General features: G+C 30.8%; 17 protein-coding genes. 11 read left to right on the forward strand and 6 right to left on the reverse strand.

From position 1 onward, the window contains the following. Window positions 1–17 precede the first annotated feature (17 nt). From trpD to AC3B6G_RS08035, 9 genes are all read left to right on the forward strand, one after another. On the forward strand, window positions 18–1016 hold the full coding sequence (trpD, locus tag AC3B6G_RS07995; protein WP_489849888.1) for an anthranilate phosphoribosyltransferase: 999 nt from the start codon (window positions 18–20) through the stop codon (window positions 1014–1016). Window positions 1017–1034: 18 nt separating this feature from the next. Next, window positions 1035–1814 (forward strand): indole-3-glycerol phosphate synthase TrpC, encoded by a 780-nt coding sequence (gene trpC, locus AC3B6G_RS08000; RefSeq protein ID WP_489849889.1) that lies wholly within the window; start codon window positions 1035–1037, stop codon window positions 1812–1814. Between the two features lie 2 nt (window positions 1815–1816). Further along, on the forward strand, window positions 1817–2401 hold the full coding sequence (locus tag AC3B6G_RS08005) for a phosphoribosylanthranilate isomerase (RefSeq protein WP_489849890.1): 585 nt from the start codon (window positions 1817–1819) through the stop codon (window positions 2399–2401). 13 nt (window positions 2402–2414) lie between these two features. Then, on the forward strand, window positions 2415–3605 hold the full coding sequence (gene trpB, locus AC3B6G_RS08010) for a tryptophan synthase subunit beta (RefSeq protein ID WP_489849891.1): 1191 nt from the start codon (window positions 2415–2417) through the stop codon (window positions 3603–3605). Beyond that, window positions 3598–4377 carry a tryptophan synthase subunit alpha gene (gene trpA, locus AC3B6G_RS08015; RefSeq protein WP_489849892.1) on the forward strand — a complete coding sequence of 260 codons (780 nt, stop codon included), beginning with the start codon at window positions 3598–3600 and terminating at the stop codon, window positions 4375–4377. The genes trpB and trpA overlap by 8 nt, the downstream gene beginning before the upstream one ends. Before the next feature lie 154 nt (window positions 4378–4531). Further along, window positions 4532–4807 (forward strand): hypothetical protein, encoded by a 276-nt coding sequence (locus AC3B6G_RS08020; protein ID WP_489849893.1) that lies wholly within the window; start codon window positions 4532–4534, stop codon window positions 4805–4807. A 77-nt stretch (window positions 4808–4884) separates the two neighbouring features. Next, a complete protein-coding gene (locus tag AC3B6G_RS08025) occupies window positions 4885–5367 on the forward strand; it encodes a hypothetical protein (protein ID WP_489849894.1) in 483 nt (160 codons plus the stop codon). Beyond that, window positions 5357–6628 (forward strand): glycosyltransferase family 2 protein, encoded by a 1272-nt coding sequence (locus AC3B6G_RS08030; protein WP_489849895.1) that lies wholly within the window; start codon window positions 5357–5359, stop codon window positions 6626–6628. Before AC3B6G_RS08025 ends, AC3B6G_RS08030 begins: the two co-directional genes overlap by 11 nt. 21 nt (window positions 6629–6649) lie before the next feature. Further along, a complete protein-coding gene (locus AC3B6G_RS08035; protein WP_489849896.1) occupies window positions 6650–7222 on the forward strand; it encodes a hypothetical protein in 573 nt (190 codons plus the stop codon). Window positions 7223–7278: 56 nt separating this feature from the next. Here the strand turns inward: AC3B6G_RS08035 and AC3B6G_RS08040 are convergent, their stop codons facing one another. The 4 genes from AC3B6G_RS08040 to AC3B6G_RS08055 form a co-directional block, all read right to left on the reverse strand. Then, entirely contained in the window at window positions 7279–7620 is a 342-nt protein-coding gene (locus tag AC3B6G_RS08040) for a hypothetical protein (protein WP_489849897.1), read from the reverse strand. Between the two features lie 9 nt (window positions 7621–7629). Next, entirely contained in the window at window positions 7630–7917 is a 288-nt protein-coding gene (locus AC3B6G_RS08045) for a hypothetical protein (RefSeq protein ID WP_489849898.1), read from the reverse strand. A gap of 87 nt (window positions 7918–8004) precedes the next feature. Beyond that, window positions 8005–8142, reverse strand: coding sequence for a hypothetical protein (locus AC3B6G_RS08050; protein WP_489849899.1), 138 nt, complete (start codon window positions 8140–8142; stop codon window positions 8005–8007). Between the two features lie 252 nt (window positions 8143–8394). Beyond that, the gene (locus AC3B6G_RS08055) at window positions 8395–9159 is read right to left on the reverse strand and encodes a potassium channel family protein (protein WP_489849900.1); all 765 of its coding nucleotides are present in this window, start codon (window positions 9157–9159) and stop codon (window positions 8395–8397) included. A 558-nt stretch (window positions 9160–9717) separates the two neighbouring features. On the opposite strand from AC3B6G_RS08055, the gene AC3B6G_RS08060 reads away from it, so the two are divergent. Further along, the gene (locus tag AC3B6G_RS08060) at window positions 9718–10617 is read left to right on the forward strand and encodes a phosphate ABC transporter substrate-binding protein PstS family protein (RefSeq protein ID WP_489849901.1); all 900 of its coding nucleotides are present in this window, start codon (window positions 9718–9720) and stop codon (window positions 10615–10617) included. Window positions 10618–10698: 81 nt separating this feature from the next. On the opposite strand, the gene AC3B6G_RS08065 is transcribed toward AC3B6G_RS08060, so the two are convergent. Together AC3B6G_RS08065 and AC3B6G_RS08070 are read right to left on the reverse strand one after the other, a co-directional pair. After that, window positions 10699–11286 (reverse strand): TMEM175 family protein, encoded by a 588-nt coding sequence (locus AC3B6G_RS08065; RefSeq protein ID WP_489849902.1) that lies wholly within the window; start codon window positions 11284–11286, stop codon window positions 10699–10701. A gap of 17 nt (window positions 11287–11303) precedes the next feature. Next, entirely contained in the window at window positions 11304–12086 is a 783-nt protein-coding gene (locus AC3B6G_RS08070) for an Rgg family transcriptional regulator (protein ID WP_489849903.1), read from the reverse strand. Window positions 12087–12231: 145 nt separating this feature from the next. On the opposite strand from AC3B6G_RS08070, the gene AC3B6G_RS08075 reads away from it, so the two are divergent. Then, the gene (locus tag AC3B6G_RS08075) at window positions 12232–13446 is read left to right on the forward strand and encodes an MFS transporter (RefSeq protein WP_489849904.1); all 1215 of its coding nucleotides are present in this window, start codon (window positions 12232–12234) and stop codon (window positions 13444–13446) included. The last annotated feature ends 273 nt before the right edge of the window (window positions 13447–13719 follow it).

The raw sequence follows: 13719 nt of genomic DNA on the forward strand, positions 1-13719 counted from the left end.
AAAAGGAGCTAATAAAAATGATTAGTACAGCTATTAAAGAAGTAACGACCAATGAAGATTTAAGTTTTGATGAAATGAACGAAGTGATGAATGAAATTATGGATGGGAAAGCAAGTGATATCCAAATTGCATCATTATTGACCGCATTAAGTATTAAAAAAGCGACAATTACAGAAATTGCTGGAGCCGCTCAATCAATGCGCGATCATGCAGCAGAGTTTGATGTTAATAAAGCTGCTTTGGATATTGTAGGAACCGGCGGAGATAAATCCAATTCTTTTAATATCTCTACGACAACAGCAATTGTGTTAGCAAGTCTAGGGATTCCAGTTGCTAAACATGGCAATCGAGCAGCTTCTTCAAAAAGTGGTGCAGCTGATATGTTACAAGAACTGGGATTTAACATTAATTTAGATGCAAAGACGAGTGAAGAAATGTTAAGAAAACAACATTTTTGTTTCTTATTTGCTCAAAAATATCATCAATCTATGAAGTATGTTGCCCCGGTTAGAAGGGAATTAGGAATTAAGACGATTTTTAATGTCTTAGGACCATTAGCTAATCCAGCGCATGCAGAACATCAGCTACTAGGGGTTTACGATGAATCATTACTCAAACCAATGGCAACCGTTTTAAAACGATTAGGAGTTATGAATGCGAAGGTCATTTATGGAACTGATGGTTTAGACGAGGCTTCAATTTCTGCACCAACCAAGGTAGTTAGCATTGTGAATGGCGAAATGAAAGAATTTGAAATTACACCAGAACAATTTGGTTTAAAGAGAGGAACAAAGTCTGACATTGTAGGAGGAACTCCCAAAGAAAATGCAGAGATCACAAAATCAATTTTGAATGGTGAACAAGGTGCTAAACGAGACGTAGTTCTATTGAATGCGGGGTTAGCAATCAATACTGTTGATCCTAAAATCGAAATTGGACAAGGAATTAAGATGGCTGCTGAAGCAATTGATAGTGGAAAAGCAATCACAACTTTAAACCAATTATTAACATATTAATTAAGGAGGAGAGAAAAGATGATTTTAGATGATCTCGTTGCGGTAACTAAAACTAGAATTGCAAAAGAAAAAGAAAGCGAACCATTGTCAGTATTGAAGGCAAAAATAAATAAAATGCCAAAAGAAGATCCTGATGAAATTTACGATTTATTTCTAAAACAAGGAATTCATATTATCGGAGAAGTAAAAAAAGCTTCTCCTTCAAAGGGAATTATTGTAAATGATTTTCCATACTTAAAAATTGCGAAAGAATATAGTCAAGCGGGAGTGACAGCAATTTCAGTTCTTACAGAACCTGACTATTTCAAGGGAAGTATTAAATACTTAAATGAAATTACGCAAGAGGTTACGACTCCTGTCTTACGAAAAGATTTTACGATTGATCCATATATGATTTACCAAGCAAAAGCAGCTGGAGCTCGAATCATATTATTAATTGTAGCCATTTTAACAAAAGACCAGTTAAAAGAATATTTGGAACTAGCTCATAATCTTGGATTAGCGGCTATCGTTGAGGCCCATGATGAAAATGAAGTTCAAACAGCAATCTCTGTTGGAGCAAAAATGATTGGCGTTAATAACCGCAACTTAAAAAATTTTACCGTTTCATTTGAAAATAGTATCCATTTAAGAAAATTAGTCCCTAATTCGATTGCATTTATTGCCGAAAGTGGTGTTAAAACTGAAAAAGATATCCAAGAATTGAAGCAAATTGGAGTAAATGGAGTTTTAATTGGTGAAACACTAATGAAATCAAAGGATAAAACGGGATTTATTAAAACAGCGATTGGAGAATGAAAATGACGAAAATAAAGATATGTGGATTAACTGATTTAACGGATGCACAAATTGTTAACGAAGTTCAACCTGATTATGTCGGCTTTGTTTTTGCAAGTGGACGTCACCACATTGACTTTAATCAAGCAAAACGATTACGTGCTTCGATAAATCATTTGATTCCTGCCGTTGGTGTATTTATAAACCCAAAGTTAACTGATGTCTTATCCTTATATAATGAAAAAATAATCCAATTAGTTCAACTTCATGGAAGTGAATCAGAAGAATTTGTTAATGAACTGAAAAAGTTGAACATTCCAGTGATTAAAGTTTTTAAGCCAGAAAAAGAAACTGTCAACGAAACAGAGGCAGATTTAATTTTATTGGATAGTGGAAATGGTTCTGGAATGAAGTTGGATTGGCAAAATTTACCGCATGTCGATAAAAGAAAGTTGATCATCGCCGGCGGAATTACGCCAACAAATGTTAAAAAAGTTATTCAAGAGGTTGGACCACAAATTGTTGATTGCAGCAGTGGTGTTGAAGTTAATGGAAAGAAAGATTATCAGTTAGTTAAAGAAATTGTTGAAATTGCACATGCAAATTAAGGAGTGAATTAAAATGACAAATAAAAAAGGTAGATTTAACGAATATGGTGGCCAATATGTGCCAGAAACATTAATGAGTGAATTGAATAAAATGACAGAAGTGTATGAGGAAGCTAAGAACGATTCTGAGTTTCAATCAGAGTTACATGATTTATTGAATAATTATGCTAATCGACCATCCCTTTTATATTATGCTGAACGAATGACCAAGGATTTGGGTGGAGCAAAGATTTACTTTAAACGTGAAGACTTGAATCATACTGGAGCTCATAAAATTAACAACGTAATTGGGCAAGCATTATTAGCCAAACGAATGGGAAAAAAGCGGTTGATTGCAGAAACTGGTGCTGGTCAACATGGAGTTGCAACGGCCACAATTGCAGCATTGTTTGGGATGGATTGCGATGTGTATATGGGAAAAGAAGATACTGATCGCCAAAAATTGAACGTTTATCGAATGCAGTTATTAGGAGCAACTGTTCACTCAGTTACTTCAGGTTCAATGGTTTTAAAAGATGCTATCAATGCAGCACTTCAAGAATTTGCTAGAAGTGCTGAAGATACATTTTATGTAATGGGTTCAGCAACTGGTCCTCATCCATATCCAATGATCGTTCGAGATTTCCAAAGTGTTATTAGCAAGGAATCCAAAGCACAGATTTTAGATAAAGAAAACCGCTTACCAGATAAAGTAATTGCTTGTGTTGGTGGAGGAAGTAACGCCATTGGCAGTTTTGCTAATTATATTAATGATAAAGATGTTGAGTTAATTGGTGTTGAAGCAGCAGGAAAGGGTGTTGATACTGATTTAACAGCTGCCACAATTGAAAAGGGACGCTTAGGTGTGTTCCATGGAATGAAATCGCTCTTCTTACAAAATCAAACTGGTCAAATTAAACCGGTCTACTCAATTTCTGCTGGTTTAGATTATCCAGGAGTTGGGCCTGAACATGCAGCTTTAGCGGCATCAAAACGTGCTCAATACGTTGGAATCACTGATGATGAAGCGGTAGATGCTTTTGAGTATATTGCAAAACAGGAAGGAATTATTGCAGCAATCGAAAGTTGTCATGCCGTTGCTTACGTTAAAAAAATAGCTCCGAAGATGGATAAGGATCAAATTATTATTTGTACATTATCTGGCCGAGGAGATAAAGATGTTGCTGCAATTGCTAAATACAGGGGAGTGGATTTAAATGAGTAGATTAGAAGAGACTTTGAAAAATAAAAAGAGCTTTATTGCATTTGTAACCGCTAATGATCCGGATATGGAGACAACAGTTGAAAATGTCGTCTCTTTAGCTAAGAATGGGGCGGATGTAGTTGAAATCGGGATTCCTTTTTCTGACCCAGTGGCTGATGGTCCAGTGATTCAAAAAGCTGATTTAAGAGCTTTAAGAAATCCAGATTTACCAATTAAAGATATTTTTAATGCCATAAAAGAAATTAGAAAACAAACCAATGTTCCACTTGTTTTTTTAACTTATTTAAATGTAGTTCTTCAATACGGTTATGATAAATTTTGTCAGGATTGCCAAAAGTTTGAAGTTGATGGGATGATCGTTCCAGACTTGCCTTATGAAGAACAAGAAGAGTTATTACCATTTACTCAGAAGTATAATGTTGATTTGATATCATTGATAACACCAAATTCGTTAGAACGAGTTCCAATGATTGCTAAACGTGCCCAGGGTTTTATTTATTTAGTATCTTCACTTGGAGTGACTGGTGAGAGAGAAGAATTTTCTGATAAATTAAATAAATTAGTCATGGAAATTAAGAAATACACTGACGTTCCAGTTGAGATTGGCTTTGGAATTCATTCTGCGTCACAGGCTAAGGAAATGAGTAAAATTTCTGATGGAGTTATCATTGGATCTGCATTTGTAAAGTTGGTTGAAAAATACCAAAAGGACGCACCAAATAAAGTCGGTGAATTTGCAAACGAAATAAAAAAATCAATTTCAAAATCATAAAATGATTCTTATTAAATAGCAACTCTTAGATTTATATAAATCTAGGAGTTTTGTTATTGATAAATTTATTTGATATTATTAAGCATTGCTTTTGATAAATAACATTTAATTTGTTAAGCTTTAATTGACCTATAGGCAAGTGAGGAGGGTTAGTATGACGCAAAGAGAAGAATTAGATAATATTCATAAAAAAGCTCTTGATAAAGAAAATGAATTAAAAAAAGAACTCCAAGATAATGAAAATAAGTTACAAGAAGAAACGCGGAATGCTGAAAATCAAGTTTATTTAAAGTATGGGAAACGTTCTTTGGAACGCTTGGATGAAATTGGTAAAAGATTAGGATTGAAAACAAGTATTATTGATATGAATGATGCTCAATTCTATGATTTTATGGATGAATATTTAACCAATTATCCAGATAAGAAATGATTGGATGATTTTTTGTTAAGAATACATGAGAGAGTTTTATTAATGAGAAATACATATTATTAAGTGGAGTAAGTAAAATGGGTGAAATAAAGAATCAAAAAAATCATGAGTATGTAGATACAATGTTTCAAAAGCATCATACGTTAAGCACATTAAGAACATTGAGTATTACCATTATTTTTTGGATTATTGTATTATTTCCGTTTGTATTCGTTGCTTTTAGATTACTTTGGTTGATTCGCAAAGGGTGGATGGTAATAACTTTAGTCACATTGGTTTTATTCTTTGTGGGGTGGGGAGTCATTTTAGCATTAATATCATTATTCCTGGTGGTATATAACAATGCGCAAACCATGCTTCAAGAATATAATAGTCGAATGTATAATCAAGAAGCATTATCTAAAAAAGAAAAAATTTTCCATAACTATTTTAAAAATCATTTTGGTGATGATATTCATGAAAGAGATTTTTATGATGTAACTCCAGATCAAAACCTACCATTAAATATCTTTATGGATATGTACAAGGATCAAAAGGTGGATAAAAAAGATGGTAATTAAAGGGCTTAAGAATATTCTATTGTTTAGCTGGCTTTGTTATCCAATTTTAGCAGCTTGGTATACTATTTTTGGAATGATTTGGTATAATCATTTATTTTTTAACCCGTTTAAGCATTTATTTAAGGTCAAAGATCAACCGTTCGTTTCAATCGTGATTTCTGCTCATAATGAGCATTCAACCTTGAGAAGAACAGTTACATATTTAGCAACGAAGCTGTATTATTCAAACTATGAAATTTTAATTGCTAATGACGGTTCGACTGACGATACTTTGGAGATTGCTCGGGAATTAAAACATAAATATCATAATATTAGAATAATTAATATTCAAAAGAACAACGGAAAAGCCCATGCTTTGAACGTTGCAATTGGTTTTGCCAAGGGTGATTTTATCTTAGTTAATGATGCAGATGTTTGGCCTGAAAGATACGCTTTGCAAAAATATATGAATTATTTTAAGGGCCAACAGTTCCAAAATGTAGGAGCTGTAACAGCCAATATGAATGTTTATAATCGAAGTAGTGCAATCGATAAATCTGAAGTTGTTGAATTTACTAGTATTATTAGTGGTTTAAAAAAGACACAAGCAGCATTGACCAATAATATGTATGCGGTTAGTGGAGCTAATACTGTTTTTAGAAAAACTGCTTTGATCGATGTCGGTGGTTTTAGACAAAATCGGTCGACTGAAGATATCAGTATTACTTGGGACATGGGATTATACGATTGGGGGACATGTTTTGCTCCTAATATCCTATGCCACATGTCAGTTCCTAGTACTGCTTATGCTTTATATAAACAACGGAAAAGATGGTCTCAAGGTGGAACTGAAGTCTGGTTATCTAATTTCGGTCGGCTAATCCTTTATGCTAAGGATATGTATAAACGAATTCCAATTTATTTTGATACGACCTTAAGTATTAGTTGGGGATTTTTATATTTTAGTTCTTTTATTTATACGATGGGATTAAGTATTTTTTATGCCGTTTCAGGTAATTTTCTAGCATTATGGAATTTTTGGTCGATAATTATGTCATTGATGTGTATTGAATATATAGTTGGGATGCTGCAATTAGGAATTGCATTTTACTATGATCGAAATCACAATAAAATGAATTATCTTTGTTTCGCACCACTTTATGTAAATACAATGTGGATGATTGGCCCTTTGTCCATCATTACGACATTCTATGGAGCAATTAAAACTGTTTTTGGAAAAGTGCATTCAATGACATGGGCTAGTTCACGGAATAATAAATAACTGTAAAGGAGTAGCAATAAATTGACTTTAATATTATTTTATTTTAGTTTGATTAGTATTGTTTTAATGCTAATATTGTTTATTTTTAGCTATAAACAATTTGATCGAATTCTAAAAGTGTTTTTATTAATTGCGTTAGTTCCTTTTATAGTTGTTGTTTTCTTGACCTATCCAAGTAGCATTACGAACTATCAAATGGTTAAAGAGATTGACCAGATTGAACCAACGTACTATCACACGATTACGAACGTTAATAGTAACGCATTAGAAACAATGGGAAAATATAATGAAGAACGATTTATTCCTGGTCGTCATCGAATTGTGGTTACAGTAAATATGACAATTAATAGTAAATTAGTTAATATTAATCAGTTGAATCAATGTCGCCAGTACTTACTTGATATTAGTAATGATAGACGTAGTTCTGGAATTAGTACGCCCAAGGTAAAAATCATGGTTGATTTTTATCATAATGGAAAAATGATTGGTAGGGTTCCAGCAGAACAAATTTGGGTATATGACAAATTACATAATCATATTTTGGTTTGTGGTAAGACTAAGCGTGATTTGATTTATACTAAGAATATTAATTAAAATTATTCATTAAAAAAGACACTATCATTTTAGATAGTGTCTTTTTGTAAACATAATTATTTGAACCAGTGACTATGTTTGTTAGCAAATACAAAGTAAAATGTGTTTTTTGTTGGTTGATACTGATATCCCTTAACTACATATCCACCACCAGTACTCATGATCCAACTAGATATTTTCATATGAGAACCTGGAGCTATACCACCAACTTTTTTAAATTTATTATTAGCTTCACAATTACCAATGATAACTTTGTAAACATTTTTAGATTGTAAAACAGTAACTTTATGAGTTGCTGCAGATGTATATTCATAACCTGTTGATTTAGCATTAGCAGTTGCTGATAATCCTAAAATGAACATTGATGATAACGTTAGTATTAATAGTAATTTTTTCATTATTTTCTCCTATTTGTGTAGTGTTTGATTATCCATTCCAGAATGGAACTTTAAATTGCTTCCGGATTTAGTTAATGTGAATGGTTGGGATGAGTTGCTGTGATTACTTTTCCATTTATTATGTTCTACTTTTTTTAATTTTACATTCTTCCCGTTAACAGTAGCGTGGTTTCCACTGATAGATATATTTAATGATTTAGTATGCCAATATCCACTAATTGATGATGCATTTGATACAACAGGTGTAGCTACTGATAATGTAGTGGCTATCATAATTCCTAATAAAATTTTTTTCATAATAAAATCTCCTAAAAATTATTTATGCAACTACTCAAGGATAGCAAAATTAAAAGCACTCTACCATAATAAGTAGGGTGCTTATTTTTAGAAAATTGCCATTATAATAATAGCGAGAATGAATATTCCAAATAAGGTCATCATGCAACCACATCCTAAGTTCATAAGGCCAGCTCCAAAGTATCCTAAGGCTTCAATAAAGCCATAATCATCGTTATCGTTCATAAAAAATTCCTTTACTTATTCAGCTTTTATAGTCGCCAGCTTTGGACTAATAATTATAGTGTAATAGCACCAGTGATTAATGTAACAACAGCAATAATAAATGATGTCCAAAAATTCATAACTCTTTTTCTGTATTCTGGATCATCAGTGTTTTTATCATGCTGATAATAATATTTAATCATTGAAATGAAATAAAAAATCATAGTAATCAAAGATATTAAGGATATGGTTAAGAAAAAGTAACCAATCATCTCATTTCTGTTTATTAATTAACTTATCTAGTTTGTCATTCAAAACTTTGTTTTCTTTTTCAATTTTTCTAAGTTTTTTAAGAATTAAATCAGTATTGTCTTCGTTATTACTACTATCAAAATATGATGTAATAGCACTTGTAAGGGAACCAATCACACCTATACCAGTAAACATTAATATAATAGCAGCAAGTTTTCCTAAGGATGTTTTAGGAGAAATATCACCATATCCTACGGTTGTCGTAGTAGTAATAGCCCACCAGATAGATTCAGCAAAGGGAACATTTTCCGCTAATGAATAAATCATTGAAGCAAGTAATATTAAAAAAGAAGCAATCATCAATACATATATTAAATCGTTAGTTTTTAAAAACTTCTTAGCGTTTTTACTGAACTTCCCTACGATACCAATAAATCTAATCATTCTCATTAGTTTAAGCAATCTTAGTAGTCTTGCCATTCTTGCTATTCTAAAAACTGAAAAGAATGAATCAAATGGGATGATAGCAAGAAGATCAAATATATTATGCTTAAAGAAATACCACTTGTTTTTAGCTAAAAATAAACGAGTAAAGTAATCTATTGCAAATATTATTAATATACCATTATCAATGTATATCCAAGGTGATTTAAGAAGATTTATCTTTCTATTATAATCAAGAACAAAAAGAACAATTGATATTAAACCTAATAATGACATTCCAAGAATATATATTTTAGTACCATTTTTATATATAGGAGAATCTTTATTAATTTTTTTCTTCATTATTTTTACCATACATACTTTCTTGTAAACCAGATACCTTCATCTATTAATTGTTATGGAATATATAACTTTCAATAATAAGCAGTAAATTTTCAGATGAATAGTGATGTCTAGAACTATCAGATTAGATGATTTTTCTGCATTCATGTTAGTTATGCAATCTTTATTGTAATAATATTTACATACTCATGCAACACGTGCACTATTTCATGATTAGTTATGGAAAATTCAACTTTTTGTTCATATTAATAAGTATCAATTATTTGAAGTTTCTTAAGTTAATAATTATTTTAACGGTTTGTTAGAATTTGTGTTATCTTTTTGATTATATTATGTATACCAATTAAAAAAACTAGACTTTATAAGTTATTTTCTAGATGTCTATGTTTAAAAAAGATAAGGGTATTACCGGGAAAAATGAAATTTGTAATAATTAAATAAAATTAACATTAAAATTTACATTCTCTTTACATAATCTTGATTTCCAATTTACATTCAGTTGTTAAACTGTATTTGTAATCAAGTAAGAAAACAAATACTTAGGAGCGTGATTGGAAGATGTTAAAAGGTAAAAAGGTTTTAATGGCAGTAGCTACTGTTGGTTTAATTGGTTTAGGATTAGCAGGATGTGGAAATAGTTCTTCATCTAGTAATGGTGGTTCTAGTTCAAATAGTTCTACTAAAATTACTGCCGTTGGTTCAACTGCATTACAACCCTTAGTTGAACAAGCATCTAGTCAATTTCAAAAGGATAACAAGGGAGTTTCCATTGATGTTCAAGGTGGGGGTTCCGGGACTGGTTTAAGTCAAGTTCAACAAAAAGCAGTTACAATTGGTGATTCAGATATCTTTGCTGAAAAGCAACCAGGAATTAAACCTGATCAATTAGTTGATCATCAAGTTGCCGTTGTTGGAATGGCTCCAGTTGTTAACAAGAAGACTGGCGTTAAGAACGTTACTATGGCTCAATTGAAGAAAATCTTTACTGGTAAGATTACTAACTGGAAACAAGTTGGTGGTAAGAACCAAAAGATTACCGTTGTTAACCGTGTAAAGGGTAGTGGAACTAGAGCAACCTTTGAACAAGCCGTTTTAGGTGGTGCTTCAGCAATGAAAGCTCAAGAACAAGATTCAAATGGTGCTGTTCAAAAGATTGTTAGCTCAACTCCAGGGGCTGTAAGTTACTTAGCATTTTCATTCTTAAAGAGTAATGGTCTACAACCACTTTCGATTAATGGTGTAAAACCAGTTGATTCTAATGTTGAAACTAACAAGTGGAAGATTTGGTCTTACGAACACATGTACACTACTAAGAACCCAAGCAAGAACACTCTTAAGTTCATTAACTACATCAAGTCTAACGATGTCCAAAACACGTTAGTTAAGAAATTAGGATACATCAACATTCACAACATGAAAGTAACCAAGAATGCTGATAACAAGGTTACTAACAAGTAATTTAATTTAAAATATTAAACACTTCCTTAATTTGGAAGTGTTTTTATTTTACTATTATTAGTTGTACTTTATGTCTTTTAGTTAATCGACTTTATCACTATCTTTATTAGTCTTAAATCCATTGATAGTAACAAAAGATAACGTTGATAAAATGACAATTGGTGGAAAAACAAGGGATAAGATTAGAACTATAAAAATTGTTATCCAGTAAGGAAGACTAACTAGTCGTTTATAAATTGGCATGTTTTTGATTCTTTCGGGATGATTATTCTCTGCTTCTAATTGGTTAGCAATTGCTGTACTTAAGATTCTGAATGTAAATCCCCAAAATGAGAAAACCAATAAATAAAATATTTCAGGATCACGATAGTCAATGAATTTTCCAACCCAACCGGTAGCTAATGGTAAAAGAGACATTGAGAATAACCATAAATTATTTAACCAGTAAATCTTTTTAGAAATGTGATTAACGATTGAAATCATATAGTGATGGTTGTACCAAGCGGTACCTATAAAGATAAAACTAGCAATATAAGCTAAAAAATAAGGCGCAGTGTCAAATAAAGCACTGAAATTTGGACTTGATGGGGTTTTTAATTCTAAAACCATAATCGTTACTATAATGGCAACGATAGCGTCAGTAAAAGCTTCAAAACGTGATTTTTTCATTATTTTTCTCCTTAAAATTAATTTTCTTTGAGCAATGTGTTAATTTCTGTATTTAGTTGTTTATCATTAAAGAACTTTGCGATTGTTTTTAACTGAATTAGATTTTTGCGTCCTTTCTCTGGATTTAAATAAAGGAAATCAATTTTTGCTGAAAAAATTAATCCAATTAAGTGGTATCCGTTCATGGTTATTCCATCAGTCATTTCTAAGTATTGATTTAAATATTTTTTAGCATTATTCAAATCTTGATTATCGATCATTAAATTAATGCAATTGATGATGGCGCTTGCTAACATAATGTGACTATTAGGGAAAAATTGATATTTTTGACGGATCTTAAGAACCTCCTTTAAAAGAGTCATCATTAGATTATAGGGCAACATAAAAGCAGTATTGCTAAAAAATTGGATGTCAGATAATGTCCATGTTTGGATATTTGTAAAGTAATTGATAATAATCGCTAATTCATCTTTTGGTAATGGTAGATGATGATAATAAGCGTTTAAAAGTCGGTAACCAGCTAATTGGTATTTATTAAAATCAATTTGATTATCTTCAACAAATTGAATTAACATTTTAAAATCATTTTCTTGCCATTCGTCCCATATTCTAGAAAGTTTGAATTTAAGATATTCAGATTTAGTTGGTTGATATTGATTATGGATCCATAAAAATTCATCCATTTTTAACGTTAAATGATTTAAAACCAGATTAAATTTATCAGCGGCTAACGTTCGTTCCCCTTTTTCAAACTTAATTGCATTCGTTTTTGAGCAAATTTTATGATATACATTTTTCATTGTGAATCCCTTGGAAAGTCTAATCATTTTAATCGTTTTACCATACATAAATTATCACCTATTCATATTAAAGATAACAATTGTTTACCTTTTAGTATTAATTATAGCTTAAACGTTATATTAAATGTATTAAGAGGTGATTAATATGAAAATTTTCCTGCAACAGAATAATAAATTTTTACACTTAGTTGGAATTAATTTAATTTCAAAAATTGGTGATCGATTATTTTATACAACACTTCTTACAATTGCATCAGTTTTACCAAACCCTAGTATTTCGATAACATTAGTTTCTTTGTCAGAAATGGTTCCCATTTTGTTGGGCTTCATATTGGGGAGTATTGCAGATATAAAGAATAATAAAGTAATTTTAATTATGAAAAATTCATTTTTTAGATTTCTAATTTATTTATTAATTGGTTATTTAATGGGTTATCATCGTACTTTTATAATTGTTTTATGTATTATAATTTTGAATTTATTATCTGGAGTTTTAGGTAATTATACATCCGCTTTGATTGCACCATTCACTAAATTAATGGTCGTAACTAAAGATATGACCATCGTCCAAAGTTTTATTAGTACATCAACACAATTAGTGAATGTAATTGCGACTTTTGCGGGGGCGTTTTTACTATTTAGCATAGGTGCAAAACGATTAGCTGATGTTAATGCTTTAGTATTTTTGTTAGTGATTTTAGGATTAATCGTAATCAAATCAACAATGGAAGATCAAGAAAAAAAGCTGAGTTTCAAAAAAGAAAATCGTTTTAATATTAGTTTAATAACGAATAATTTTAAAATGATTTTTAAAGATTCGATAATTGCAAATAACATTGTTCAAATTTCGTTACTGAACGGTTTTGTTGGAGCATTGGAACCATTATTTGTTTTATTTTTAAATCAACGTCCTGATAGCTTCTTAACAAAACCAATTTCGATTGCAATTTTATCAGGTAGCATAACGTTAGCAGTTCTTTTAGGTACCATGATAACTACTCAATACTTTACAAAATGGACAAATAATAAAATATATCAAGTCTCAAATTTCTTTCTTATTTTGACAGGAATATCATTTTTTATTGATAATCCTTATTTATTGATTTTTTCATCTGACATTGTGAGTTTCTTTTTAGGAATTACTTTACCACGGTTCACTTCATATGTGATGAACCATTATCCAACAGAAAAAATAAGCGGCATTATAACAACTATTAATTCAGCAATTCTTATCATGCCACCTTTAACATCGATTTTATTTCCTTTAATTGCGGGAATTGGAATGAAATATGTTTTTTCTTTATTGATATTATATGGATTTTGCCTAATAATCGAAAATTATTTAATTACCAAAAATTAAATTAAATTAAATTCTTTATTGCATTTTAATTTTTATTGTGTTTTAATTAAGACAATCTTATTTGAAAGGAATAGTTTATTATGAATAGTTTATTATTAAATCAAAATTATTTTTATGGCTTTTATTACTGGAACTAACATGTTCGCATATGTGATGCGGACGTGGAAAACGTTCGCATCTAAGTAGTAAAGTCATATTTGATTTTATCTAGCTAGATGTGAAATTCATCTAGCTAGGAACTATTTGTAATTGATGTTTCTTTAACGAAACTAA

This window comes from Nicoliella sp. ESL1149, assembly GCF_058107265.1.

What these genes read in the sequence shown, in the direction of transcription:
- AC3B6G_RS08055 (WP_489849900.1), bottom strand. Translation starts at nt 9,159, where the DNA reads ATGAAGAAAAAAATTAATAAAGATTCTCCTATATATAAAAATGGTACT.
- AC3B6G_RS08065 (WP_489849902.1), bottom strand. Translation starts at nt 11,286, where the DNA reads ATGAAAAAATCACGTTTTGAAGCTTTTACTGACGCTATCGTTGCCATT.
- AC3B6G_RS08075 (WP_489849904.1), top strand. Translation starts at nt 12,232, where the DNA reads ATGAAAATTTTCCTGCAACAGAATAATAAATTTTTACACTTAGTTGGA.
- AC3B6G_RS08050 (WP_489849899.1), bottom strand. Translation starts at nt 8,142, where the DNA reads ATGAACGATAACGATGATTATGGCTTTATTGAAGCCTTAGGATACTTT.
- AC3B6G_RS08030 (WP_489849895.1), top strand. Translation starts at nt 5,357, where the DNA reads ATGGTAATTAAAGGGCTTAAGAATATTCTATTGTTTAGCTGGCTTTGT.
- trpB (WP_489849891.1), top strand. Translation starts at nt 2,415, where the DNA reads ATGACAAATAAAAAAGGTAGATTTAACGAATATGGTGGCCAATATGTG.
- AC3B6G_RS08020 (WP_489849893.1), top strand. Translation starts at nt 4,532, where the DNA reads ATGACGCAAAGAGAAGAATTAGATAATATTCATAAAAAAGCTCTTGAT.
- AC3B6G_RS08025 (WP_489849894.1), top strand. Translation starts at nt 4,885, where the DNA reads ATGGGTGAAATAAAGAATCAAAAAAATCATGAGTATGTAGATACAATG.
- trpD (WP_489849888.1), top strand. Translation starts at nt 18, where the DNA reads ATGATTAGTACAGCTATTAAAGAAGTAACGACCAATGAAGATTTAAGT.
- AC3B6G_RS08060 (WP_489849901.1), top strand. Translation starts at nt 9,718, where the DNA reads ATGTTAAAAGGTAAAAAGGTTTTAATGGCAGTAGCTACTGTTGGTTTA.
- AC3B6G_RS08040 (WP_489849897.1), bottom strand. Translation starts at nt 7,620, where the DNA reads ATGAAAAAATTACTATTAATACTAACGTTATCATCAATGTTCATTTTA.
- AC3B6G_RS08005 (WP_489849890.1), top strand. Translation starts at nt 1,817, where the DNA reads ATGACGAAAATAAAGATATGTGGATTAACTGATTTAACGGATGCACAA.
- AC3B6G_RS08070 (WP_489849903.1), bottom strand. Translation starts at nt 12,086, where the DNA reads ATGAAAAATGTATATCATAAAATTTGCTCAAAAACGAATGCAATTAAG.
- trpA (WP_489849892.1), top strand. Translation starts at nt 3,598, where the DNA reads ATGAGTAGATTAGAAGAGACTTTGAAAAATAAAAAGAGCTTTATTGCA.
- AC3B6G_RS08045 (WP_489849898.1), bottom strand. Translation starts at nt 7,917, where the DNA reads ATGAAAAAAATTTTATTAGGAATTATGATAGCCACTACATTATCAGTA.
- trpC (WP_489849889.1), top strand. Translation starts at nt 1,035, where the DNA reads ATGATTTTAGATGATCTCGTTGCGGTAACTAAAACTAGAATTGCAAAA.